We start from the raw sequence: 21,436 nt of genomic DNA on the forward strand, positions 1-21,436 counted from the left end.
TGACCGCGGCCGCTCAGTGGCCGGAGGTGGCCTTCAGCCCCACCACGGCCACGAGCAGCAGACACACGAAGAAGATCCGGGCGGCGGTGGCCGGCTCCCCCAGCCACACCATGCCGAACACCGCCGCCCCGGCCGCCCCGATGCCGACCCACACGCCGTACGCGGTGCCGATGGGCAGCGACTTGGCGGCGTAGGAGAGCAGCAGCATGCTGGCGACGATGCCGGCGCCGGTGAGGACGCTGGGCAGCGGCCGGGTGAATCCGTCGGTGTACTTCATCCCGATCGACCAGCCGACTTCGAGCAGTCCGGCGACGACGAGCAGAACCCAGGCCATGACGGCACCTCCGTGATCCATGAGAAGAATCGGGGGTGCGTCGTCTTTGCGAATCCCGGTACGGCGCGTCTCGTCGGGTCTTTCGAACATAGCAAAAATACGGCGTGAGGGGCTGGTGACCATGGTCACCAGCCCCTCACGCCTGAGAAAGCAATGCTCCCGTGCTTCAGAGATACAGACCCGTGGAGTCCTCCGACCCTTCGAACCGGTCCGCGGCCACGGCGTGCAGATCGCGCTCCCGCATCAGGACGTACGCCACGCCCCGGACCTCGACCTCGGCGCGGTCCTCGGGGTCGTAGAGGACACGGTCGCCGGGCTCGACGGTGCGGACGTTCTGGCCGACCGCGACGACCTCGGCCCAGGCGAGGCGCCGGCCGACGGCCGCCGTCGCGGGGATCAGGATGCCACCGCCGGAACGCCGCTCGCCCTCGGCGGTGTCCTGCCGCACGAGCACACGGTCGTGCAGCATCCGGATGGGCAGCTTGTCGTGCTGGGTCTTCTCGCTCACACCCCGAACCTACCGTCCCCGTCAGGCCCTGCGGCGCCGGGTGCCGAGGGCGAGGAGCCCGACCACACCGACGACCACGAGGGCGACGGGCACGATGCGCTCGACGCGGGGCGCCCCGTCCTCGTCGACGAACTGGCCCCGGACGTCGCTGACGACGCGGTTGACCGACACGTACGCCCTGCCGAGGGTGTGGTCGATGTTCGAGACGACCTTGGCCTTCGCGTCGCCCACGATGGTCTTCGGATGCACCCGGACGCCGATCTCGTCGAGCGTCTCGGCGAGGGTGTCGCGGCGGCGCTTGATGTCCGCCTCGATCTCGGCCGGGCTTCTGGTGTCCGAGGTGTCCGCCACCGCGCTGCCTCCGTTGTCGGTGAATGTCCTGTGTCCCCGGACAGTCTGTCAGCTCCACCCGGCACCGCACGGCCAGGGCCCGCCATTACGCTGGACCGATGAGCGAGCGACTCCAGCCCGGCGACGTGGCCCCCGCCTTCACCCTCCCGGACGCCGACGGCACCGAGGTGTCCCTGTCCGACCACAAGGGCCGCAAGGTCATCGTCTACTTCTACCCGGCCGCCCTGACCCCCGGCTGCACCAAGCAGGCCTGCGACTTCACCGACAACCTGGAGCTCCTCGCGGACGCCGGGTACGACGTCATCGGCATCTCCCCCGACACCCCCGAGAAGCTCGCCAAGTTCCGTGAGAAGGAGTCCCTGAAGGTCACCCTTCTCGGCGACCCCGACAAGACGGTCCTGGACGCCTACGCCGCCTTCGGCGAGAAGAAGAACTACGGCAAGACCTACCTGGGCGTCATCCGCTCCACGATCGTCGTCGACGAGGAGGGCAAGGTCGAACACGCCCTGTACAACGTCCGCGCGACCGGCCACGTGGCGAAGATCATCAAGGATTTGGGGATCTAGCGCGTCTGCCCGGCCAGTAACATGGCCGGGCAGCAGCGAGCGGCCGTGGTGGAATTGGCAGTCACGCTGGGTTTAGGTCCCAGTGGGGTAACACCCGTGAGGGTTCGAGTCCCTCCGGCCGCACCAGTACGTCTTTCCCCGGCTCAGCCCAACAGCTCCCGCAACACCGGCACCAGCCCCCGGAACGCCTCCCCCCGATGGCTGATCGCGTTCTTCTCCTCGGCCGTCAGCTCGGCGCACGTCCGGGTCTCGCCGTCCGGCTGGAGGATCGGGTCGTAGCCGAAGCCGTTCGTGCCGGCCGGTGAACGCAGCAGTACGCCCCTCAGCTGTCCCTCGACGACCCGTTCCGTGCCGTCCGGCAGGGCGAGGGCCGCCGCGCAGTTGAAGTGGGCGCCGCGGTGTTCGTCGGGGATGTCGCCGAGCTGGGCCAGGAGCAGGTCCAGGTTGGCCCTGTCGTCGCCGTGGCGGCCGGCCCAGCGGGCGGAGAAGATGCCGGGGGCGCCGTTCAGGACGTCGACGCAGAGGCCGGAGTCGTCGGCGATGGCGGGGAAGCCGGTGGCCCGGGCGAGGGCGTGGGCCTTCAGCAGGGCGTTCTCGGCGAAGGTGACGCCGGTTTCCTTGACGTCGGGGATGTCCGGGTAGGCGTCCGCGCCGACGAGTTCATGGGCGAGGCCCGCGTCGGCGAGGATGGCCTTCAGCTCGGTGAGCTTGCCGGCGTTGCGGGTGGCGAGGATCAGGCGGGTCATGCCCACCAGTATCGCCACCCGCGCCGGGCGTTCGCGGGGCCGTTACGAGGTGCAGACCTTCGTCAGCTCGCCGGCCGCGTCGGTGATGCCGCTGATGTCGGGGGTCGTGTCCCCGTTCTCCACGGCGGTCCGGGTGTCGGTGACGGCCTTCTGGAGGGAGTCGACGGCCTTGTTGACGTCGGTGTTGTCCGTCTTGTCGCCGATCTCGCCGAGGTTCTTGTCGATGGAGGCGAGGGACTCCTCCAGCTGCGTCGGGTCGTCGGCGGCGGTCTGCACGGCCTGCTGGAGGTCGTTCACGCTCTGGGCGATGGCGTCGGCGGTCTGGACGCAGTCCAGGGCCTTGTTCACCGCGTCGCAGCCGGTGGTGAGCCCGGCCGTGAGGGCGACGGCAGCTACGGCTCCGGCGATGGTGGTCATACGACGTCGGCGGCTCGCGGCCATGGAACGGTCCTCCTGATGGGCGGGTTGCAGGCCTGACGGCCCCCTGCGTGGTGCACGAACGGTCACTGCGGTGATGGCCGGGCGCACGGTGGTGTGCCGTGCGCCCGTATGGGCAAGGACGCGGGCGGGGCCGCCGTGGTTGCCACCGGCGGTCGTCGCCCTTGGTGCGCCCTTTACCCTTCTTTACCTTTCGAGGACCGTATCAAGCGCCTTGCGCTGCAGGGCCGCCAGTTCGTCACAGCCGGAAACGGCCAGGTCCAGCAGGGAGTTGAGCTCCTCGCGGGCGAACGGCTCGGCCTCGGCGGTGCCCTGGACCTCGACGAAGCGGCCGTCGCCGGTGCAGACGACGTTCATGTCGGTGTCGGCCTTCACGTCCTCCTCGTAGCGGAGGTCGAGGAGCGGGACCCCGCCGACGATGCCGACGGAGACGGCCGAGACGGTTCCGGTGAGGGGCTGCCGGTTGGCCTTGATCAGCTTCCGGCCCTGGGCCCAGGCGACGGCGTCGGCGAGCGCGACGTACGCGCCGGTGATGGCCGCCGTACGCGTGCCGCCGTCGGCCTGCAGGACGTCGCAGTCCAGGACGATGGTGTTCTCGCCGAGCGCCTTGTAGTCGATGACGGCGCGCAGGGAACGGCCGATGAGGCGGGAGATCTCGTGGGTACGGCCGCCGATCCTGCCGCGTACGGACTCGCGGTCGCCGCGGGTGTTGGTGGCGCGGGGCAGCATGGAGTACTCGGCGGTGACCCAGCCCTCGCCGCTGCCCTTGCGCCAGCGGGGGACGCCCTCGGTGACCGAGGCGGTGCAGAAGACCTTCGTGTCACCGAAGGAGACGAGGACGGAGCCCTCGGCGTGCTTGCTCCACCCGCGTTCGATGGTGACGGGGCGGAGCTGTTCGGGGGTGCGGCCGTCGATTCGAGACATGGCGCTGAGCCTATCGGCACATACGGAGGGGGCTCCTCCCCCGGGAACCCGGCGGGCAGGAGCCCCGTCCGTGGGCGCGAGTCCGGGCGCGCGCCCGGCTCACATCATGTCTTCGATCTCCGCGGCGATGGGGTCGGCGTCCGTACCGATGACGACCTGGATCGCGGTGCCCATCTTGACGACGCCGTGGGCGCCGGCGGCCTTGAGGGCGGCCTCGTCCACGAGGGAGGCGTCATGGACCTCGGTGCGCAGGCGCGTGATGCAGCCCTCGACCTCTTCGATGTTGTCGAGGCCGCCGAGCCCGGCAACGATCTTCTCAGCCTTACTGGCCATGCCCACTCTCCCCTTGTTCCCTTTTCCGCGGTTGTCGCGGCTTTCGCGGTTGTCGCAGTAACCCACAGTTGGCCCAGCTTCGCGAGCGGCCCTGCCGTGCGTACCCGAGGATGACGCTCACTGGTCTACACCACCGGACGAACGGTCGCCAAATGAACGCGAGCAGCGCGCTGCAGAGCACCCATCTGTTCCAGGGCATGCAGAAGATGGGCCGCAGCCTCCAACTGCCGATCGCCGTGCTGCCGGCCGCGGGCATCCTCAACCGCCTGGGCCAGCCGGACATGTTCGGCGACGAGGGGCTGGGGTGGACGGACGTCGCCAAGGTGATGGACGGCGCGGGCGGCGCGCTGCTCAACGGCGAGCTGGGGCTGCCGCTGCTGTTCTGCGTGGGCGTGGCGATCGGCATGGCGCGCAAGTCGGACGGGACGACGGCGCTGGCGGCGGTCGCCGGGTTCCTCGTCTACTACAGCGTGCTGCACGAGTTCCCCAAGGACTGCGCGGCCGGTTCCCAGGCCGTCGACACGGGGTGCCAGACCCCGGAGGGGACGGTGGCGGCGTTCTCGTACCAGAACCCGGGGGTCTTCGGCGGGATCGTGATCGGGCTGCTCACCGCGTATCTCTGGCAGCGCTACCACCGTACGAAGCTGGTCGACTGGCTCGGGTTCTTCAACGGGCGGCGGCTGGTGCCGATCATCATGTCGTTCGTGGCGATCGCGTTCGCCGCGCTCTGCCTATGGATCTGGCCGCCGGTCGGTGACGCGCTGGAGAGCTTCAGCGACTGGCTGGACGGTCTGGACGCGTGGGGCGCGGGGGTGTTCGGGGTCGCGAACCGGGCGCTGCTCGTGATCGGGCTGCACCAGTTCCTGAACGTGCCCATCTGGTTCCAGTTCGGCAGTTACACCAAGCCGGACGGGGAGGTCGTGCACGGTGACATCAACATGTTCCTCGCCGGGGACCCGGGCGCGGGGCAGTTCACCTCCGGGTTCTTCCCGATCATGATGTTCGCGCTGCCGGCCGCCGCGCTGGCCATCACGCACTGCGCGAAGCCGAACCGGCGCAAGGAGGTCGGCGGGCTGATGACCTCGGTGGCGCTGACGTCGTTCGTCACCGGGATCACCGAGCCCATCGAATACTCGTTCCTGTTCATCGCGCCGGGGCTGTATGTGGTGCACGCGTTGCTGACGGGTGTGTCGATGGCGGTGACCTGGGCGCTCGGGGTGCATGACGGCTTCAGCTTCTCCGCCGGGCTCATCGACTACGTCATCAACTGGAACCTCGCGACCAAGCCGTGGCTGATCGTGCCGATCGGGCTGTGCTTCGCCGCCGTGTACTACGTGATCTTCCGGTTCGCGATCACGAGGTTCGATCTGAAGACCCCGGGGCGGGAGCCGGAGGACGAGGTGGAGGACATGACGAAGCCGTAGCCCGGTCGCGGCGCGGGAAATTCCGTTGCCCCCACCTCCGGGGGGCGGGGTAGTCGTAGAGATCGCACCGCACCCGCGGTGCGGCAAGTCCTCGCGACGACCCGGAAGTTGACGCCCATGAACACACCCCCCACCGACCCGCCGCCCTCCTGCCGCGACCTCGTCGGTGTGCTCGCCCAGACCGACCGGCGGGACGCCTTCGCGGCGCTCGCGCTCGGCGCGACCTCCCTGGACGAGGTGGCGGAGCGGACGGGGCTGCGCCCGGCCGCCGCGGCGGTCGCGCTGCGCAGGCTCGTCGACGGGCGGCTCGCCGCGTACGACGCCGACGCCCGCGCCTACCGGCTCCTGGACGACACGTTCCGGCTGGCCGTCCGGGCGGAGGTACGGATCTCCGGGCGCGGCGGCGGGGACGGCGCGGGGGCCTATTTCCGCAAGGGCCGACTGACCTCGGTCCCCGGTTCCGCCGAGGTGCGCGCCCGGGTGCTGGCCGTCGTCGCCGACTCCTTCGACGCCGGGGCTGCCTACTCCGAGGCGCAGGTCAACGCGTTGTGCGGCCAGTGGTTCGACGACTGGGTGACCCTGCGCCGGGCGCTCGTGGACGAGGGGCTGCTGCGCCGCGACGAATCGGGCACGCGGTACGTACGGGTGTGACGCGCCGGTATGGCGTCCGGGTGTGACGCCCGGGTGGCCGCGGCACCGGGTGCCGTCCGAAATCCGGGAGGAATCGAGGGTTCCTGATCCGTTCCCCCATCTGCTACAACAGGTCTACACCACTGAGTGGTGTAGACCACCACCCGATGGAGGAAGTCTATGAGCACCGCCACCGCGCCAACGGCGGCCCCCACGAAGAAGTGGGGATCCGGTCTTTTCCAGGGCCTGCAGAAGGTCGGCCGCAGCCTGCAGTTGCCCATCGCCGTGTTGCCTGCGGCGGGCATCCTGCTCCGCCTCGGCCAGGCCGACGTCCAGGAGAAGCTGAACCTGCCCGACAAGGTCACGGCGGTCTTCGCCACGGCCGGTGGCGCCATCTTCGACAACCTGCCGATGCTGTTCTGCATCGGTGTCGCGATCGGCTTCGCCAAGAAGTCGGACGGCTCCACCGCCCTGGCCGCGCTGGTCGGGTTCCTGGTGTACAGCAACGTCCTGAAGGCCTTCCCCGTGTCGGAGGCCAAGGTGCAGGCGGGCGCGGACATAGCCGCGACCTACAACAACCCCGGTGTCCTCGGCGGCATCATCATGGGTCTGCTGTCCGCGGTGCTCTGGCAGCGCTACCACCGCAAGAAGCTGGTGGACTGGCTCGGCTTCTTCAACGGCCGCCGGCTCGTCCCGATCGTCATGGCCTTCGTCGGTACCGCCATGGGCGTCTTCTTCGGCCTGGTCTGGGAGCCGATCGGTGAGGTCATCTCCGACGCCGGTGAGTGGATCACCGGTCTGGGCGCCGCGGGTGCCGGTCTGTTCGGTCTGATCAACCGCGCGCTGATCCCGATCGGCATGCACCAGTTCGTCAACACGGTCTCCTGGTTCCAGATCGGCGACTTCACCAACGCCGCGGGCGACGTGGTGCACGGCGACCTCAACCGCTTCTTCGCCGGTGACCCGACCGCCGGTCAGTTCATGTCCGGCTTCTTCCCGATCATGATGTTCGGTCTGCCGGCCGCCGCGATCGCGATCGCCCACTCCGCCCGCCCGGAGCGCCGCAAGGCCGTGATGGGCATGATGATCTCGCTCGCCCTGACCTCCTTCGTGACCGGTGTGACCGAGCCGATCGAGTTCTCGTTCATGTTCATCGCCCCGCTGCTGTACGTGATCCACGCGGTGCTCACGGCCATCTCCATGGCGGTCACCTGGGCGCTCGGCGTCCATGCCGGCTTCACGTTCTCCGCGGGCGCCATCGACTACGGCCTCAACTGGAGCCTCGCCACCAAGCCCTGGTTGATCATCCCGATCGGCCTGGTCTTCGCGGCGATCTACTACACCGTCTTCCGCTTCGCCATCACCAGGTTCAACCTGCCGACCCCGGGCCGCGAACCCGAGGAGGAGGTCGAGGACCTCACCAAGGCGTGACCCGACCGCCGTGCGGCCTCCCCCCGTACGGCATGACGAAGGCCCCGGGACCGGGAAGGTTCCGGGGCCTTCGTGTGCGCGGCGGGACTCAGATCTCGTACGACGTCCTCGGCACCGCCAGTTCCACCGGGCCGTCGTACACCTCTCGGGCGTCGACGAGGTTGACCTGCGGGTCGGTCCACGGCGGGACATGGGTCAGGACGAGCCGGCGGGCACCCGCCCGCGCGGCGGTCTCCCCGGCCTCGCGGCCGTTGAGGTGGAGATCCGGGATGTTCTCCTTGCCGTGCGTGAAGGCGGCCTCGCAGAGGAACAGGTCGGCGTCGCGGGCCAGTTCGTCCAGGGTGTCGGTGACACCGGTGTCCCCGGAGTACGTCAGGACCCGGCCGTCGTGCTCGATCCGGATGCCGTACGCCTCGACGGGGTGCGCGACCCGTTCCGTGTGGACGGTGAAGGGGCCGATCTCGAACGTGCTCGGCTTGACCGTGTGGAAGTCGAAGACCTCGCTCATGGAGGAGGCCGACGGGGTGTCGGCGTAGGCCGTGGTGAGACGCTGCTCGGTGCCCTCCGGTCCGTAGACCGGGATGGGGTCGCAGCGGCCCCCGTCATGGCGGTAGTACCGTGCGACGAAATAGGCGCACATGTCGATGCAGTGGTCGGCGTGCAGATGGCTGAGGAAGATCGCGTCGAGGTCGTAGAGACCGCAGTGGCGCTGCAGCTCGCCCAGGGCACCGTTGCCCATGTCGAGGAGCAGCCGGAAGCCGTCGGCCTCTACGAGGTAGCTCGAGCAGGCCGATTCCGCGGACGGGAACGACCCCGAGCAGCCGACGACGGTGAGCTTCATGGGAGCTATAACCTCCGCGCTGGCGTGAAGTCGTGACAGTCGTGGTCAGTCGTGTCAGTCGTGTCAGTCGTGACGTGCAGACGGGTTGCTGATTGCAGAGTGCGGTGTGCAGTTGGCGGGGTTGCGAAGGACGGACAGGGGTGCGGTGGGAGTGGTGCGGTCCGTTGAGCGTAAGGCGCAAAAGGGTGGGTCGCTCCTCCGCCAGGGGCCGTTGTGGGCGAACTCACCTGTGCTGTCACCGGTTCGGCTGGTGGTAGACCCGCTACGGCGCGCTCGGGCCGGGGTGAGGGGGCACTGAAGGGCGCGGGGGCGTGCGACCAGGCGGGCGTGGGGTGGTGTGCGCCGGTACCGTCGGGGCCATGGACACGTCTTGGTGGTTGGCCCTCGCGGCGGTGGTGGCGCTGGCGGTGGTCGCGACGGTCGTCGACGGGTGGGGGCGGTCACGGCGACCGCCGCGGCGGTCACGCCGGCCGGGTGGGCGGGCCCGGCCGCCGGGGCGTCCCGAGCGGGCGCGGGGGCCTGTGCCGCGGCCCCGGCCCGCCGAGATCTGGTGGGCGAGTGTGCCGTTCGAGGACGGGCCCGGGGGCAAGGACCGGCCGTGTCTGGTGCTGGCCGTGCGGGGTGACCGGGCGCGGGTCGCCAAGATCACGAGCCGCTACCGCGACGAACGGGCCGGGGTGATCCCGCTGCCGCCGGGCGCGGTCGGTGACGCGCGGGGGCGTCCGAGTTACCTGGAGACGGGCGAACTGCGCGAGGTGCCGGTCCGCGACTTCCGCCGCAAGGCGGGGGTGGCCGACCCGACCCTCTGGGACCAGGTCCGCCATCTGTCCGGCTGAGGGGTTCGTCGTCGACCGCGGGCCCGGTGGGGGCTGGTCGCGCAGTTCCCCGCGCCCCTGAAAAACCAAGGCCCCTGCGGGCCTGAAAAGCCTGGGGCGCAGCCCCGGCTTTTCAGGGGCGCGGGGAACTGCGCGAGAAGCCCCACCCACCCGCACCCGCCGACGAGACCCGCACCCCCGAGCCATCAGGCGCCCTACGCCCAGAGCTGCCCCTGCAACGTCTCGATGGCCTCCTCCGTCGTCGCGGCGGTGTAGACGCCCGTCGACAGGTACTTCCAGCCACCGTCGGCGACCACGAAGACGATGTCGGCCGGCTCACCGGACTTGACCGCCTTGTTGCCGACCCCGATCGCCGCGTGCAGCGCGGCCCCCGTGGAGACCCCCGCGAAGATCCCCTCCTGCTGCAGCAGCTCCCGCGTACGCGTCACCGCGTCGGCGGAGCCGACCGAGAAGCGGGTCGTCAGCACGGACGCGTCGTACAGCTCCGGCACGAACCCCTCGTCGAGGTTGCGCAGCCCGTAGACGAGGTCGTCGTAGCGCGGCTCGGCGGCGACGATCTTCACGTCCGGCTTCTGCTCGCGCAGGTAGCGGCCGACGCCCATCAGGGTGCCGGTGGTGCCGAGGCCCGCCACGAAGTGGGTGATGGAGGGCAGGTCCGCGAGGATCTCGGGGCCGGTCGTGGCGTAGTGGGCGCCCGCGTTGTCGGGGTTGCCGTACTGGTAGAGCATCACCCAGTCGGGATGCTCGGCGGAGAGTTCCTTCGCCACGCGGACGGCCGTGTTGGAGCCCCCCGCCGCCGGGGACGGGATGATCTCGGCGCCCCACATGGCGAGCAGCTCGCGCCGCTCCTGGGAGGTGTTCTCGGGCATGACGCAGACCATGCGGTAGCCCTTGAGCTTGGCCGCCATGGCGAGGGAGATGCCCGTGTTGCCCGAGGTGGGCTCCAGGATCGTGCAGCCGGGGGTCAGCCGGCCGTCCTTCTCCGCCTGTTCGATCATGTGCAGGGCGGGCCGGTCCTTGACCGAACCCGTCGGGTTGCGGTCCTCCAGCTTCGCCCAGATGCGGACGTCGGCGGACGGCGACAGCCGCGGCAGGCGCACCAGAGGGGTGTTGCCCACCGCGGCCAGCGGGGAGTCGTAGCGCATGGGTGATCAGGCCATGCCGCCGGCCACGGCCGGCAGGATCGTCACGCTGTCGCCGTCGGAGAGCTTGGTGTTGATGCCCTCCAGGAAGCGGACGTCCTCGTCGTTCAGATAGACGTTGACGAAGCGGCGCAGTTCACCGCCGTCCACGATGCGGGCGTGGATGCCCGTGTGCCGGGTCTCCAGGTCGGTGAACAGGTCGGCGAGGGTGGCACCGGCTCCCTCCACCGCCTTCTGACCGTCGGTGTACTGGCGGAGGATGGTGGGGATGCGGACCTCGATGGCCATGGTGTGCGGCTCCTGTCGGGAGTGGTCGGGTCGGTGGGCGCGCGGCGGCGCGGAAGTGCGTGGTCACACGGAGGATGGCTCCCCCAGTTCTCGGCTTCGCTCGAACCGGGCGGTACCCCCATCGGCTCACGGCCGTACGGCGGCAGGGGTCGGCGTCAACAGATGGCGCTGGCAAGCCTGCACAGGTCGACGTGCAGCCGCGCCACGAGCAGGGCGCCCGGCGTCTTCTCGCTCACGTCGTCACAAACCATGGGCTCATCGTATCGATTCCCGGTCCGGGTCCCGGAATGTGATCCCACATGCCGGACGGATTCGGGCCGGGGAGTGAGACCCGGCTTCTCGGGACGAGGTCAGGCCGACCGCCGGACGACCAGCCGGGTGGGGGTGACCACCGAGGACAGCGGGCTCGCCGCCCCCGTCGCGCCGGGGCCCGCGGGGTCCTGCGCGCCGCTGAACAGCAGCCGGGCCATGAGCCGGCCCATGCCCTCGATGTCCTGGTGGACGGTGGTCAGCGGCGGGTCGGTGTGCTCGGCGATGGGCGCGAGGTCGTCGAAGCCGACGACGGCCACGTCGTCGGGCACCCGGCGCCCGCGCTCGCGCAGCACCTGCAGCGCGCCGGAGGCCATCAGGTCGGAGGCGACGAAGACGGCGTCCAGGTCGGGGCGGCGGTCCAGGAGTGCGGCCATGGCGTCGACGCCGCCCTGCCGGGTGTAGTCGGAGTGTTCGACGAGGACGGGTGAGGCGTCCGGCAGCACGTCCCGGTAGCCGTCGAGACGGTCGAGGGCGGAGGCCTCCCGGTCGACCGGGCCGGTGATCGTCGCGACGCGTTCGCGGCCCAGGGCGACCAGATGGCGGACGGCCTCGCGGGCACCGCCCCGGTTGTCGGCGTCGACGTACACCCGGTCGTGCACGGGCTCGCCCTCGCGGACCAGGGGACGGCCGCCGAAGACGGCGGGCAGGCCCAGCCGGTCGATCATGCCGGGCAGCGGGTCGTCGGCGCGCAGGGAGAACAGCAGGGCGCCGTCGACATGGCCGCCGCCCAGGAAGTCGCCGACGCGCGGGTACTCCTCGGGCTCCTCCAGGAAGAGGAGGACGGGCTGTGCGCCGTGGGCGACCAGTTCCTTGCGGATGCCGCGCAGGTGGAGGTCGAAGAAGGGGTCGATGAAGAGCCGGTTCTGCGGCTGGCTGGCGACGACCGCGATGGCGTTGTTGCGTCGGGTGACCAGTTGGCGGGCGGCGGAGTTCGGCACGTAGCCCAGTTCGGCGATGACCTCCCGGACCCGTTCGACGACCGCCGCGCGGACCTTGTCCTCGCCGTTGATGACCCGCGACACGGTGGACTTGGACACCCCCGAGCCGCGTGCGACGTCGTCGAGGGTGGGGCGGCGGCCGGGCAGTCGCCGTGTCTGTCGAGTCAACACCGTCTCCGTCGCGGGCTGTTGTGTGCGTGCGCGTGCGTACGGACACCGTAACCGTGAATGCCGCCCGCCAGGGTCCGGTCAGTACGCGTCGACGATCCGCACCTCCTCCTCGGTCACCTCGCCCTCGACGATCCGGAAGGAGCGGAACTGGAACTCGCCGAGGCCGTCGGTGTCGGCGGTGGAGACGAGGACGTAGTGGGCGTTCGGCTCACTGGCGAGGGAGATGTCCGTGCGGGACGGGCGGGCCTCGGTGGCCGTGTGGGAGTGGTAGACGACCACCGGCACCTCGTCACGGTCGTCCATCTCCCGGTACAGCTTGAACAGATCCCCCGAGTCGAACTCGTAGAACGTGGGGGACATGGCCGCGTTCAGCATCGGGATGAAACGTTCCGGCCGGTCCGAACCCTCGGGTCCCGCGATGACGCCGCACGCCTCGTCGGGGTGGTCCTTGCGCGCGTGGGCGACGATCTGGTCGACGAGTGCCTGGGTGATGGTCAGCATGCTCGCCAGGATAAGCAGAGGGGCCGTCCCGTACCGAAGAGTGGTACGGGACGGCCCACATGCTGGGCAACCGCCGGTGGGCGGGCCTCAGCCGATCTTCTCGAACGTCTCCGGCTCCGGGTCGCGGCGGTCGGTGACCTCCGGGTTGCGGGACTTCAGCACGGCCCAGCCGATGCCGAGGGCCGCCGCCCAGCCGGCCATGACGTAGAGGCTGACGCGGGCCTCGTGGTCGTAGGCGATCAGGCAGGTGACGAAGAGCAGGAAGACGATGGCGATCCAGCTGCCGACCGAACCGCCCGGGGCCGGGAAGGAGGAGGCGGGCAGCCGGCCCGCGTCGACCGCGCGGCGGTAGCGGACGTGGCTGATCAGGATCATCAGCCAGGTCCAGATGCCGGCGCCGGTGGCGACGGAGACGACGTACTCGAAGGCCTTCTCCGGGACGAGGTAGTTCAGGATCACGCCGATGCCCATGAAGAGCACGGAGACGGTGATCGCGAACGCGGGCGTCTTGGTGGCGGACAGCTTGTTGAAGGCCCCGGGCGCCTCGCCGCTGTCGGCGAGGGTGCGCAGCATGCGGCCCGTGGAGTACATGCCGGAGTTGCAGGAGGACAGGGCCGCGGTGAGGACCACGAAGTTGACGATGGCGGCGCCCGCCGGGATGCCGATCTTCGCGAAGGCGGCCACGAAGGGGCTGACGCCCGGCGCGAACTCGGTCCACTTCACCACGCACAGGATGACGGTGAGGGCTCCGACGTAGAAGAGCGCGATGCGCCAGGGCAGGGTGTTGATCGCCTTGGGGAGGGTCTTCTCCGGGTTCTCGGACTCACCGGCGGTGACGCCGACCAGCTCGACGGCGAGGTAGGCGAACATCACGCCCTGGAGGGTCATCAGGGAGGAGCCGATGCCCTTGGGGAAGAAGCCGTCGTAGGCCCAGAGGTTGGAGACGGCGGCCGTGTCACCGGCGGCGCTGAAGCCGAATGTGAGGACACCGAGGCCGATCACGATCATGCCGATGATCGCGGTCACCTTGATCATCGAGAACCAGAACTCGATCTCGCCGAACAGCTTCACCGAGATCAGGTTCGCCACGAACAGGACGACCAGGAAGGCCAGGGCCGAGACCCACTGCGGGACGTCGGGGAACCAGTAGTTGATGTAGATCGCGGCGGCGGTCAGCTCCGCCATCCCGGTGACGACCCACAGCAGCCAGTACGTCCAGCCGGTGAAATAGCCGAAGAACGGGCCGAGGAACTCGCGGGAGTACTCCGCGAAGGAGCCCGAGACGGGGCGGTAGAGCAGCAGCTCGCCGAGTGCCCGCATGATGAAGAAGATGATCACGCCGGCGAGGGCGTACATCAGGATGAGGCTGGGTCCCGCCTTGGCGATGTTCGCCCCGGCGTTGAGGAAGAGGCCGACGCCGATGGCGCCGCCGATCGCGATCATCTGGACCTGACGGCTGCCGAGCCCGCGCTCGTACCCCTCTTCGGGTGCGTCGCCGGGTACGGCCCCGTCGCCGTGCTTGTCGACCTGAGCGGAGGTCATGTGTGGTGTGCCTTTCGCCGATCCCCCCGGATGTGCTGGCAGTCCAGGAGATCTATCACGGCCGCACCCGTGACTCACCGACCGCTCTGTGGCGCACGACACAAGGAGAAGCGGACAAAGAACACCCGCGAGGGCATCCCTCGCGGGCGTGGTGACGCGATCGTTATTCGGATTTGAGTGTCCTCTGAGCGAACATCCGGCGAACGCCGACCGCCCCCGAGCGGCTTCTTCCCCAGGGGCGCGTCAGGGACCCCTCAGGGCATCAGCGTCGTGACGAGCGAGTCCTGCAGACCGCCCAGCCACAGGTACGCCATCACCATCGGCTTGCGCGGGTCCTCGTCCGGGAGGCGGTAGAGGAGGTCGGTGTCCTCCTCGTCGACGACGTCGAGCCGGGAGCCGATGGCGAGCCGCAGGTCGTTGAGGCAGCCGAGCCAGTGCCGGGACTCCTCCGCCGACAGCTTCAGCACGGCCCCGCCCTCACCGGTCGCGGCCAGCGCGTCCAGGGAGTGGATCACCGCGAGCGCCTTCTCGCGCTTGCCGGCCCGCAGGTCGTTCTCGGTGAAGCGGCGGAACTCCGAGGAGTACGCCCGCTGCTCCTCCGCCTCCCGGGCGCCCGGGGTGCCCTCGGGGTCGCTGTAGGCGTCCGGGAAGAGCCGGAGCAGGACGGGGTCCTTCGGCGGCTCGCTCGGGCCCTCGGCGAAGAGCTCGGCGAGCGGGTCGTCACCCGCCTCCTCGGCCGGTCCCGGGCCGATCAGCTCCAGGAGCTGGACCGCCAGCGAGCGGATGATGGAGATCTCGACCTCGTCGAGCGCGACGGCCGCGCCGCCGCCGGGGAGCGCTTCGAATTGTCCTGGCATCAGGTGCGTCGCTACTTCCGGTCCTGCTGGAGGGTGGCCCACAGACCGTAGCCGTGCATGGCCTGCACATCGCGTTCCATCTCCTCGCGTGATCCGCTGGAGACGACCGCGCGGCCCTTGTGGTGGACGTCGAGCATGAGTTTGTTGGCCTTGTCCTTCGAGTACCCGAAGTACGCCTGGAACACATACGTCACGTAGCTCATCAGGTTCACCGGGTCGTTGTGGACGATCGTGACCCACGGGACGTCCGGTTCGGGAACGGCGAAGGTCTCCTCCGCCGACTCGGTCTTCTCGATCTCCATGGGTACGGCTGCCGTCACACCGCCCATGCTGCCACCACAGGGGGGTGCCCGCACAAATGCGGGCCCGTGACCAGGGCCGACAAGAAACGATTCACCGGAGTCGCGCCGAAGATCCCCCAGAAATCGTCAGACTGACGAAATGGGAGTACGATCCCTTGCCATGAACACAGCGGACCTCGGTTTGCCGGTCGACGTCCCCTCGACCGCGCTCTTCACGGACCAGTACGAACTCACGATGCTGCAGGCCGCGTTGAAAGCGGGCACGGCCGAGCGGCGTTCGGTGTTCGAGGTCTTCACCCGCCGGCTGCCGGAGGGACGCAGGTACGGCGTGGTGGCCGGCACCGGACGGGTGCTGGACGCGGTCGAGAACTTCCGTTTCGACCCGGCCGTCCTCACCTACCTGCGCGAACGCTCCATCGTCGACGCGCAGACCCTCGACTGGCTCGCCGGCTACCGCTTCGGCGGGGACGTCTGGGGCTACCAGGAGGGCGAGGTGTACTTCCCGGGCTCGCCGATCATGCGGGTCGAGGGCACCTTCGCGGAGTGCGTGCTCCTGGAGACCGTGATCCTCTCCATCCTCAACCACGACTCGGCGATCGCCGCGGCCGCCTCCCGGATGTCCAGCGCCGCCGGGGGGCGCCCGCTGATCGAGATGGGCGCCCGGCGCACCCACGAGCTGGCGGCCGTGGCCGCCTCGCGGGCCGCGTACCTCGGCGGCTTCACCTCCACCTCGGACCTGGCCGCCGGCTTCCGCTACGGCATCCCGACGGTCGGCACCAGCGCCCACGCCTTCACCCTGCTGCACGACCGCGAGCGGGACGCCTTCCAGGCCCAGGTGGACTCCCTCGGCCGGAACACCACGCTGCTGGTCGACACCTACGACGTCGCCGAGGCCGTACGGACCGCCGTGGAGATCGCCGGGCCCGAGCTGGGCGCCGTGCGCATCGACTCCGGTGATCTGCTCCTGGTCGCCCACCGGGTGCGGCAGCAGCTGGACGAGCTGGGCGCGACCGACACCCGGATCATCGTGACCTCGGACCTCGACGAGTACGCCATCGCCTCGCTGGCGGCGGCGCCGGTGGACGCGTACGGGGTCGGCACCCAGCTGGTGACGGGGTCCGGGCACCCCACCTGCTCGATGGTCTACAAGCTGGTCGCCCGCGCGGAGTCGGCGGACCCCACGGACCCGCTGGTGGCCGTGGCGAAGAGGTCCAGCGGCGGGAAGACCTCCGTCGGGGGCCGCAAATGGGCGGCCCGGCGGCTGGACGAGCACGGGGTCGCGGAGGCCGAGGTGATCGGCACCGGGCCGGTGCCCGACGAGCTCCGGGACCGTCAGCTGCTCGTCCAGCTGATCGAGGACGGCCGGGTGCTCTCCCGGGAGCCCCTGGAGGCCGCACGCGAGCGGCATGTGGCCGCACGGGCGAACCTGCCGCTGTCGGCGACCCAGCTGTCACGCGGCGAGGCGGTCATTCCGACGGAGTACGTCTGACGCCGTACGCCGGACGGCGTACGTCCGGACCGCTCGGGTACGTGAGGGGCGGCGGCCGGGGGCACGCTGGGAGTGGGCCGGAGTGAATGTGTCCGGCGCGCTCTCCCGCGAGCCCCCGAGCGCCCGCGTGGTGGGCCCGTGCTCCGGTCCGCGCACCGGGCGAGCGCCGGATGCCCCCTCCCGAACAGCTCTCGAAGTCTCTAGGCTCGGAAGTTCGCAGTTTCCACCGCACCCGTATCCACGCCCGCGCCCTCACCCACACCCGACACCCACACCCGAGAACCGAAGAGTCTAAGGACACCGACACCATGCGCCGCGCCTTGATCGTCGTCGACGTGCAGAACGACTTCTGCGAGGGAGGCAGCCTCGCGGTGGCCGGCGGTGCCGATGTGGCCGCCGCCGTCACCGAGCTGATCGGCCAGGCCGCCGGTCCCGGCTACCGGCACGTCGTGGCCACCCGTGACCACCACATCGCGCCCGGTGGCCACTTCTCGGACAACCCGGACTACGTCCACTCCTGGCCCGCCCACTGTGTCGCCGGGACGGAGGGCGTGGGCTTCCACCCGAACTTCGCCCCCGTGATCGCCTCCGGGGCGGTCGACGCGGTGTTCGACAAGGGGGCGTACTCCGCGGCCTACAGCGGTTTCGAGGGCGCCGACGAGAACGGCGTGCCGCTCGCGGAGTGGCTCCGCGCCCGCGACATCACCGAGGTCGACGTCGTCGGCATCGCCACCGACCACTGCGTACGGGCCACCGCCCTGGACGCGGCCCGGGAGGGCTTCCGCGTCCAGGTCCTGCTGGACCTCACCGCCGGGGTGGCCGAGGAGACCACCGACCGCGCCCTGGAGGAGCTGCGCGAGGCGGGCGTGGAACTGTCGGGCAAGCCGGTGGTGTAGCCGGGCCGGGGACCGCGCGGCCCCGCCTCCGCTCACACCCGTCACACCCGCACCGTGGGCCTCCTCATCAGCGCTCGGATCGGGCGCCACAGCTCCGGGGTCGTGGAGCCCGTGCAGACCGGGGACGTGCGCCATATGAGGCCGTCCGGGTGGTGCAGGACGGCCGTGATCTCGTCCGGGGTCGGGGGCGCCGCGTTGCCGCGGAGGTAGACCGCTCGCATGCCCAGGTTGCGGAGCCGGGTCAGGGCCCGGGCGCGGTTCGCGGCCAGGACCAGGACCCGTACGGAGCCGTCGTCGGCCGGCGCCCAGGTGGTGCCGGGCATGCCCGGCGACGTCGCCCCGGGCACGTTCAGGGCGACGACCACATTGCCGTCCGGCAGTTTGCAGAAACCTCCTGCGGCCATGCAGGTCACACCCCCGTGCGTGTCAGTGTCAATAAGAAGGCCACACCACGCACCTAAACACGTCCGGCCGCGACCCGCCAAGAGGGTCACGGCCGGACATGCTCTGACCTGCGGAAATGCGAATTACTTCACCGCGGGGCCGACCTTGACCGACATCGTGGAGCCGTCAGCGGCCTCCTTGACGATCTCGATCTTGGTGTTGGTGTCAGTGATCTTGACACCGGCCAGCGGGGTGGCCGCGTCGTAGTAGGTGTTGGTCCGGTCGTTGAAGACGGACACACCCGCGGACGACGGGATCGTCGTCGGGACGTCGGCCTTGTGCAGCTTCAGACCGTCGGTGCGGTAGAGGCTGAACGGCGAGTCGTAGGACTGGATCCGGCTGCGCATCACCGTGCCGTCGGCCCACTTCAGCGCCGCCGGGTGCGAGTCGACCGGCAGGACCAGGCCCGCGCCCGGGTGGACGCTGGTGTTGTTGTCCGCCTGCGAGGTGTCCCACTTCCAGATCAACAGACCGTTCTGGTACGGGAAGTGCTCCACCCAGTCCGGACGCGTGGTCGAGAAGCCGAAGTTGTACGGGCCGACCTTCAGGGTCTCGTCGTACGACACGTACTGGCGGTTCTCGGCGATGTAGTACTGGGCGTAGTCGTCCGTGATCGACGCGCCCACGCGGGAGAAGCCCTTGGCGGTCCAGGCCGCGTCCGCGCTCTCCGCGTTGTCCGAGAAGACGACGGCACCGTCGGCGGTCAGCGCGATGGAGTCGGCCGCGAAGCCCTTCGGGGCCACACCGCCGTCCGTCTGGTAGCGGAAGCGGAGGTCGAACTTCTTGCCCGCGTAGGCGTTCAGGGAGTACGACAGCTTCTTGTACGCGGCGGAGGAGCCGGTCAGCGCGGGCTTGCCGCTGGCGTCGCGCGGGATCGCCGCGCCGTCCACCGTGCCGTCGACGGCGGTCCAGTTGGCGCCGCCGTCGGTCGACACCTCGGTGTAGAGGTAGTCGAACTCGGCCTCGATGTCGTACCAGCCGTCGAGGGTGAGCGCGGCCGAGGACTTGCCGGTGAGGTCCACGGAACGGGTCAGCGTGTTGGAGAGGTCGTCACCGCTGCCGCTCCACCACTGGGTCGAGCCCTGCGCCGGAACGACGATCTCGGTGGAGACCTCCTTCTCCGGCAGCTCGACCACCAGGGCCTGCTTGTCCTTGGAGTTGTACTCCGCGACTCCGAGCTTGTGCCGCGACTTCGTCGCCGCCTTCGCCGTGTCGTAGTCCAGCCAGCCGAGCTGCAGCTTGTCCCAGGCGGTCATGTCGCCGGGCAGGTCGCCGATGGCTTCCTTGCCGGTGCCCAGCCACGAACCGGACGACATCAGCGTCCAGAAGCCGGTGGAGTTGTCGCCGCCCGCGGTGTCGTAGTGGTCCGGCAGACCGAGGTCGTGGCCGTACTCGTGGGCGTAGACACCGAGTCCGCCGTTCTCCGGCTGGACGGTGTAGTCGCCGACCCAGATACCGGTGTCGCCGATCTTGGCGCCGCCGAGCTTGTTGCCGGCCGGGCCGGTCGCGCCCGCGTCGGTGCCGAACGCGTACCAGCGGTGGGCCCAGATGGCGTCCGTGCCCTGCGCGCCGCCGCCGGCGGACTCGTCCTCGCCGGCGTGCACGACCTGGAAGTGGTCGATGTAGCCGTCGGGCTCGTTGAAGTCGCCGTCGCCGTCGAAGTCGTAGCGGTCCCACTGGTCGAACTCGGCGACGTCGGCCTTGATCTCCGCGTCGGTGCGCCCCGCCGCCTTCTGCTGGGCGACCCAGGACGTGAGACCGTCACTGACGACGTTCCACACGCTGGAGCAGTTGGTCTGGCCGCACTTGTTGTTGCCGTAGCGGGCCTCGTTGTAGGGGACCTTGACCCAGTCGGAGACCTCGCCCTCGACCGAGTAGCGGCCCGAGGACTGCTTCTCGTAGTACTTCTTCACCGACTCGTCGTTCTTGCCGGTGCCGAAGTAGAGGTCCTGGAAGTACTTCTGGTCGTAGTCCGCCTGCCAGGCCGTGGAGTTGTCCTTGGCCCGGTCCGGCTCGGCGATCTGGTTGTGCAGCGGGCCGGGGGTGCCGCCGTAGCGGCTGTCGATCTGGTCGCCGAACTCGACGAGGATCGTGAAGATCTTGTCGGTCTTCTCGCGGCCGAGCTCGACGTACTTGCTCTTGCCCTTCTTGCTGTCCAGCTTCACGACCTGCGAGCCGTCACGGTCCTTGACCGTGACGTCGCCGGATATGACCTGCTTCAGGGCCTCCTCGCGCTGGGCCTCCTGAGTTTTGCTCAGAGGTCCGTCGAGGTCGTGCTCGCCGGCGTGCTCGTGGTCCGCCGGGTCGTGCCGGTCCACGGCGGCAGGCGCGGTGTCCGCGGCCTGCGCGACGGTGACGGCGGACATGGTCGCCGCCGCCGTGGCGACGGCGACGCCGATGGCAGCCGCTCGATATGTCCAGGGTCTACTGGTCACTTGAGGTCCTCCCCCGCGTCCGTTCGCGCGGAGGGGATGGCCCCGGATCGTGGAGGAGTCCGCGCGCGGTATACGCGTGTAGTCAAGTGACGCCATTCGACCGGAGTTTCGACATAAAAAACAGATCTTGACTTGGACAGGTCAAGTGCATTATCGGCGTCCAGAGGAAGCGCTTGTTCGTTACGCGGACGTTATGCGCGGCCCTCCATGACTCCGTGCGCCCCCTGTGCACCCGGCACCGTGTGTCAGGTCACGCTTACCCGTCGGTCCACTCGGGCACCCTGGCGAATAGAGTCGATTGGCGGAGCGCCGGAGGCCGGCGGAAGCCAAGCCGACTGCACTGCTTCACCTTTGATTCCCACCCGAGGACACGATTGCCATGCCTCGTCCGACGACCGCACAGCTCGCCTACGGCTCCTGCACCGTGATCTTGTCCACCCTCGCCATGCTGCTGCTGTCACAGACGAGTTCCGGCGCGGGCATCGCGGTGATCGCGCTGTCCGCCCTGGCCCTGGGCCTGCTCGTCGCCCTGACCGTGCCGCTGCCCAAGCCCGCGCCGGGCACCGCGGCACGCCGCTCCCGCGTCTCCGCCGCCCCGGCCCCGGCCCTGGCGACCAAGGAGTCCGAGGCGGTACGACAGCCCGTGCACGAGCCGACGGGGTCCTGAACCGGCACTCGGTGACAGCTTGCTGAAACGCTTCGGCGGGCCCGTGGCTCACGGGCCCGCCGAAGCTGTGCGAGCGGTCGCTCCACCGGT

The 21,436-nt window shown here is 69.8% G+C and carries 26 protein-coding genes, 1 tRNA gene and 1 riboswitch; of the genes, 9 read left to right on the top strand and 18 right to left on the bottom strand.

Annotated elements, in window-relative coordinates; translation table 11 throughout:
- Window positions 1-13: 13 nt before the first annotated feature.
- The 3 genes from J8M51_RS05245 to J8M51_RS05255 form a co-directional block, all read right to left on the bottom strand.
- Window positions 14-334, bottom strand: coding sequence for a DMT family transporter (locus tag J8M51_RS05245; protein WP_086759881.1), 321 nt, complete (start codon window positions 332-334; stop codon window positions 14-16).
- A 34-nt stretch (window positions 335-368) separates the two neighbouring features.
- Window positions 369-435: riboswitch (guanidine-III (ykkC-III) riboswitch) on the bottom strand.
- A 65-nt stretch (window positions 436-500) separates the two neighbouring features.
- Window positions 501-842 carry a GroES family chaperonin gene (locus J8M51_RS05250; RefSeq protein WP_033525031.1) on the bottom strand — a complete coding sequence of 114 codons (342 nt, stop codon included), beginning with the start codon at window positions 840-842 and terminating at the stop codon, window positions 501-503.
- Window positions 843-863: 21 nt separating this feature from the next.
- On the bottom strand, window positions 864-1,193 hold the full coding sequence (locus tag J8M51_RS05255) for a DUF3618 domain-containing protein (protein WP_086759879.1): 330 nt from the start codon (window positions 1,191-1,193) through the stop codon (window positions 864-866).
- 98 nt (window positions 1,194-1,291) lie between these two features.
- Between J8M51_RS05255 and bcp the strand changes: the two genes are divergently transcribed.
- Window positions 1,292-1,759 (top strand): thioredoxin-dependent thiol peroxidase, encoded by a 468-nt coding sequence (bcp, locus tag J8M51_RS05260; protein ID WP_086759877.1) that lies wholly within the window; start codon window positions 1,292-1,294, stop codon window positions 1,757-1,759.
- 39 nt (window positions 1,760-1,798) lie between these two features.
- Window positions 1,799-1,885: transfer RNA gene (locus J8M51_RS05265), tRNA-Leu, on the top strand.
- 17 nt (window positions 1,886-1,902) lie between these two features.
- On the opposite strand, the gene rdgB is transcribed toward J8M51_RS05265, so the two are convergent.
- From rdgB to J8M51_RS05285, 4 genes are all read right to left on the bottom strand, one after another.
- The gene (gene rdgB, locus J8M51_RS05270) at window positions 1,903-2,505 is read right to left on the bottom strand and encodes an RdgB/HAM1 family non-canonical purine NTP pyrophosphatase (RefSeq protein ID WP_086759887.1); all 603 of its coding nucleotides are present in this window, start codon (window positions 2,503-2,505) and stop codon (window positions 1,903-1,905) included.
- Between the two features lie 42 nt (window positions 2,506-2,547).
- The gene (locus J8M51_RS05275) at window positions 2,548-2,946 is read right to left on the bottom strand and encodes a hypothetical protein (protein WP_086759875.1); all 399 of its coding nucleotides are present in this window, start codon (window positions 2,944-2,946) and stop codon (window positions 2,548-2,550) included.
- Window positions 2,947-3,129: 183 nt separating this feature from the next.
- The gene (gene rph / locus J8M51_RS05280; RefSeq protein WP_086759873.1) at window positions 3,130-3,867 is read right to left on the bottom strand and encodes a ribonuclease PH; all 738 of its coding nucleotides are present in this window, start codon (window positions 3,865-3,867) and stop codon (window positions 3,130-3,132) included.
- Window positions 3,868-3,966: 99 nt separating this feature from the next.
- Complete coding sequence (locus J8M51_RS05285; RefSeq protein ID WP_086759869.1) at window positions 3,967-4,266, bottom strand: glucose PTS transporter subunit EIIB; 300 nt, start codon at window positions 4,264-4,266, stop codon at window positions 3,967-3,969.
- Between the two features lie 86 nt (window positions 4,267-4,352).
- Between J8M51_RS05285 and J8M51_RS05290 the strand changes: the two genes are divergently transcribed.
- The 3 genes from J8M51_RS05290 to J8M51_RS05300 all read left to right on the top strand — a co-directional run bounded on the left by J8M51_RS05290 (window position 4,353) and on the right by J8M51_RS05300 (window position 7,685).
- Window positions 4,353-5,624 carry a PTS transporter subunit EIIC gene (locus tag J8M51_RS05290; protein ID WP_086759865.1) on the top strand — a complete coding sequence of 424 codons (1,272 nt, stop codon included), beginning with the start codon at window positions 4,353-4,355 and terminating at the stop codon, window positions 5,622-5,624.
- Window positions 5,625-5,741: 117 nt separating this feature from the next.
- Window positions 5,742-6,275 (top strand): DUF2087 domain-containing protein, encoded by a 534-nt coding sequence (locus J8M51_RS05295; RefSeq protein ID WP_086759863.1) that lies wholly within the window; start codon window positions 5,742-5,744, stop codon window positions 6,273-6,275.
- A gap of 159 nt (window positions 6,276-6,434) precedes the next feature.
- Window positions 6,435-7,685 (top strand): PTS transporter subunit EIIC, encoded by a 1,251-nt coding sequence (locus J8M51_RS05300; RefSeq protein WP_086759861.1) that lies wholly within the window; start codon window positions 6,435-6,437, stop codon window positions 7,683-7,685.
- An 88-nt stretch (window positions 7,686-7,773) separates the two neighbouring features.
- On the opposite strand, the gene J8M51_RS05305 is transcribed toward J8M51_RS05300, so the two are convergent.
- On the bottom strand, window positions 7,774-8,526 hold the full coding sequence (locus J8M51_RS05305; protein ID WP_086759860.1) for an MBL fold metallo-hydrolase: 753 nt from the start codon (window positions 8,524-8,526) through the stop codon (window positions 7,774-7,776).
- 359 nt (window positions 8,527-8,885) lie between these two features.
- Here J8M51_RS05305 and J8M51_RS05310 point away from each other — a divergent pair, with 359 nt between their 5' ends.
- Window positions 8,886-9,362 carry a type II toxin-antitoxin system PemK/MazF family toxin gene (locus J8M51_RS05310; RefSeq protein ID WP_216589295.1) on the top strand — a complete coding sequence of 159 codons (477 nt, stop codon included), beginning with the start codon at window positions 8,886-8,888 and terminating at the stop codon, window positions 9,360-9,362.
- Window positions 9,363-9,556: 194 nt separating this feature from the next.
- Here the strand turns inward: J8M51_RS05310 and J8M51_RS05315 are convergent, their stop codons facing one another.
- The 8 genes from J8M51_RS05315 to clpS all read right to left on the bottom strand — a co-directional run bounded on the left by J8M51_RS05315 (window position 9,557) and on the right by clpS (window position 15,442).
- The gene (locus J8M51_RS05315; RefSeq protein WP_033525021.1) at window positions 9,557-10,507 is read right to left on the bottom strand and encodes a PLP-dependent cysteine synthase family protein; all 951 of its coding nucleotides are present in this window, start codon (window positions 10,505-10,507) and stop codon (window positions 9,557-9,559) included.
- Between the two features lie 6 nt (window positions 10,508-10,513).
- Window positions 10,514-10,792 carry a MoaD/ThiS family protein gene (locus J8M51_RS05320; protein ID WP_086760440.1) on the bottom strand — a complete coding sequence of 93 codons (279 nt, stop codon included), beginning with the start codon at window positions 10,790-10,792 and terminating at the stop codon, window positions 10,514-10,516.
- Window positions 10,793-10,947: 155 nt separating this feature from the next.
- Complete coding sequence (locus tag J8M51_RS46095) at window positions 10,948-11,043, bottom strand: putative leader peptide (protein WP_317852974.1); 96 nt, start codon at window positions 11,041-11,043, stop codon at window positions 10,948-10,950.
- 99 nt (window positions 11,044-11,142) lie between these two features.
- A complete protein-coding gene (locus J8M51_RS05325; RefSeq protein WP_086760438.1) occupies window positions 11,143-12,210 on the bottom strand; it encodes a LacI family DNA-binding transcriptional regulator in 1,068 nt (355 codons plus the stop codon).
- A gap of 81 nt (window positions 12,211-12,291) precedes the next feature.
- A complete protein-coding gene (locus tag J8M51_RS05330; protein ID WP_086760436.1) occupies window positions 12,292-12,714 on the bottom strand; it encodes a Mov34/MPN/PAD-1 family protein in 423 nt (140 codons plus the stop codon).
- 87 nt (window positions 12,715-12,801) lie between these two features.
- Window positions 12,802-14,256, bottom strand: coding sequence for an amino acid permease (locus J8M51_RS05335; RefSeq protein WP_086760434.1), 1,455 nt, complete (start codon window positions 14,254-14,256; stop codon window positions 12,802-12,804).
- 254 nt (window positions 14,257-14,510) lie between these two features.
- Window positions 14,511-15,113 carry a DUF2017 domain-containing protein gene (locus tag J8M51_RS05340; protein WP_086760433.1) on the bottom strand — a complete coding sequence of 201 codons (603 nt, stop codon included), beginning with the start codon at window positions 15,111-15,113 and terminating at the stop codon, window positions 14,511-14,513.
- A gap of 11 nt (window positions 15,114-15,124) precedes the next feature.
- Window positions 15,125-15,442 carry an ATP-dependent Clp protease adapter ClpS gene (clpS, locus tag J8M51_RS05345; RefSeq protein ID WP_086760431.1) on the bottom strand — a complete coding sequence of 106 codons (318 nt, stop codon included), beginning with the start codon at window positions 15,440-15,442 and terminating at the stop codon, window positions 15,125-15,127.
- 133 nt (window positions 15,443-15,575) lie between these two features.
- Between clpS and J8M51_RS05350 the strand changes: the two genes are divergently transcribed.
- Window positions 15,576-16,904, top strand: a complete 1,329-nt coding sequence (locus tag J8M51_RS05350; RefSeq protein WP_086760429.1) for a nicotinate phosphoribosyltransferase — start codon at window positions 15,576-15,578, stop codon at window positions 16,902-16,904.
- A gap of 308 nt (window positions 16,905-17,212) precedes the next feature.
- Window positions 17,213-17,800 (top strand): isochorismatase family protein, encoded by a 588-nt coding sequence (locus J8M51_RS05355; protein WP_086760427.1) that lies wholly within the window; start codon window positions 17,213-17,215, stop codon window positions 17,798-17,800.
- Between the two features lie 41 nt (window positions 17,801-17,841).
- On the opposite strand, the gene J8M51_RS05360 is transcribed toward J8M51_RS05355, so the two are convergent.
- The gene (locus J8M51_RS05360; RefSeq protein WP_086760444.1) at window positions 17,842-18,204 is read right to left on the bottom strand and encodes a hypothetical protein; all 363 of its coding nucleotides are present in this window, start codon (window positions 18,202-18,204) and stop codon (window positions 17,842-17,844) included.
- A gap of 123 nt (window positions 18,205-18,327) precedes the next feature.
- Window positions 18,328-20,679: an immune inhibitor A domain-containing protein gene (locus tag J8M51_RS05365; protein WP_179203322.1), complete on the bottom strand. Its 2,352-nt coding sequence runs from the start codon at window positions 20,677-20,679 to the stop codon at window positions 18,328-18,330.
- Between the two features lie 379 nt (window positions 20,680-21,058).
- On the opposite strand from J8M51_RS05365, the gene J8M51_RS05370 reads away from it, so the two are divergent.
- Window positions 21,059-21,346, top strand: a complete 288-nt coding sequence (locus J8M51_RS05370; protein WP_086760423.1) for a hypothetical protein — start codon at window positions 21,059-21,061, stop codon at window positions 21,344-21,346.
- Window positions 21,347-21,436: the final 90 nt, after the last annotated feature.

The sequence above is a fragment of the Streptomyces griseiscabiei genome (assembly GCF_020010925.1).
GTDB classification, from domain to species: domain Bacteria; phylum Actinomycetota; class Actinomycetes; order Streptomycetales; family Streptomycetaceae; genus Streptomyces; species Streptomyces griseiscabiei.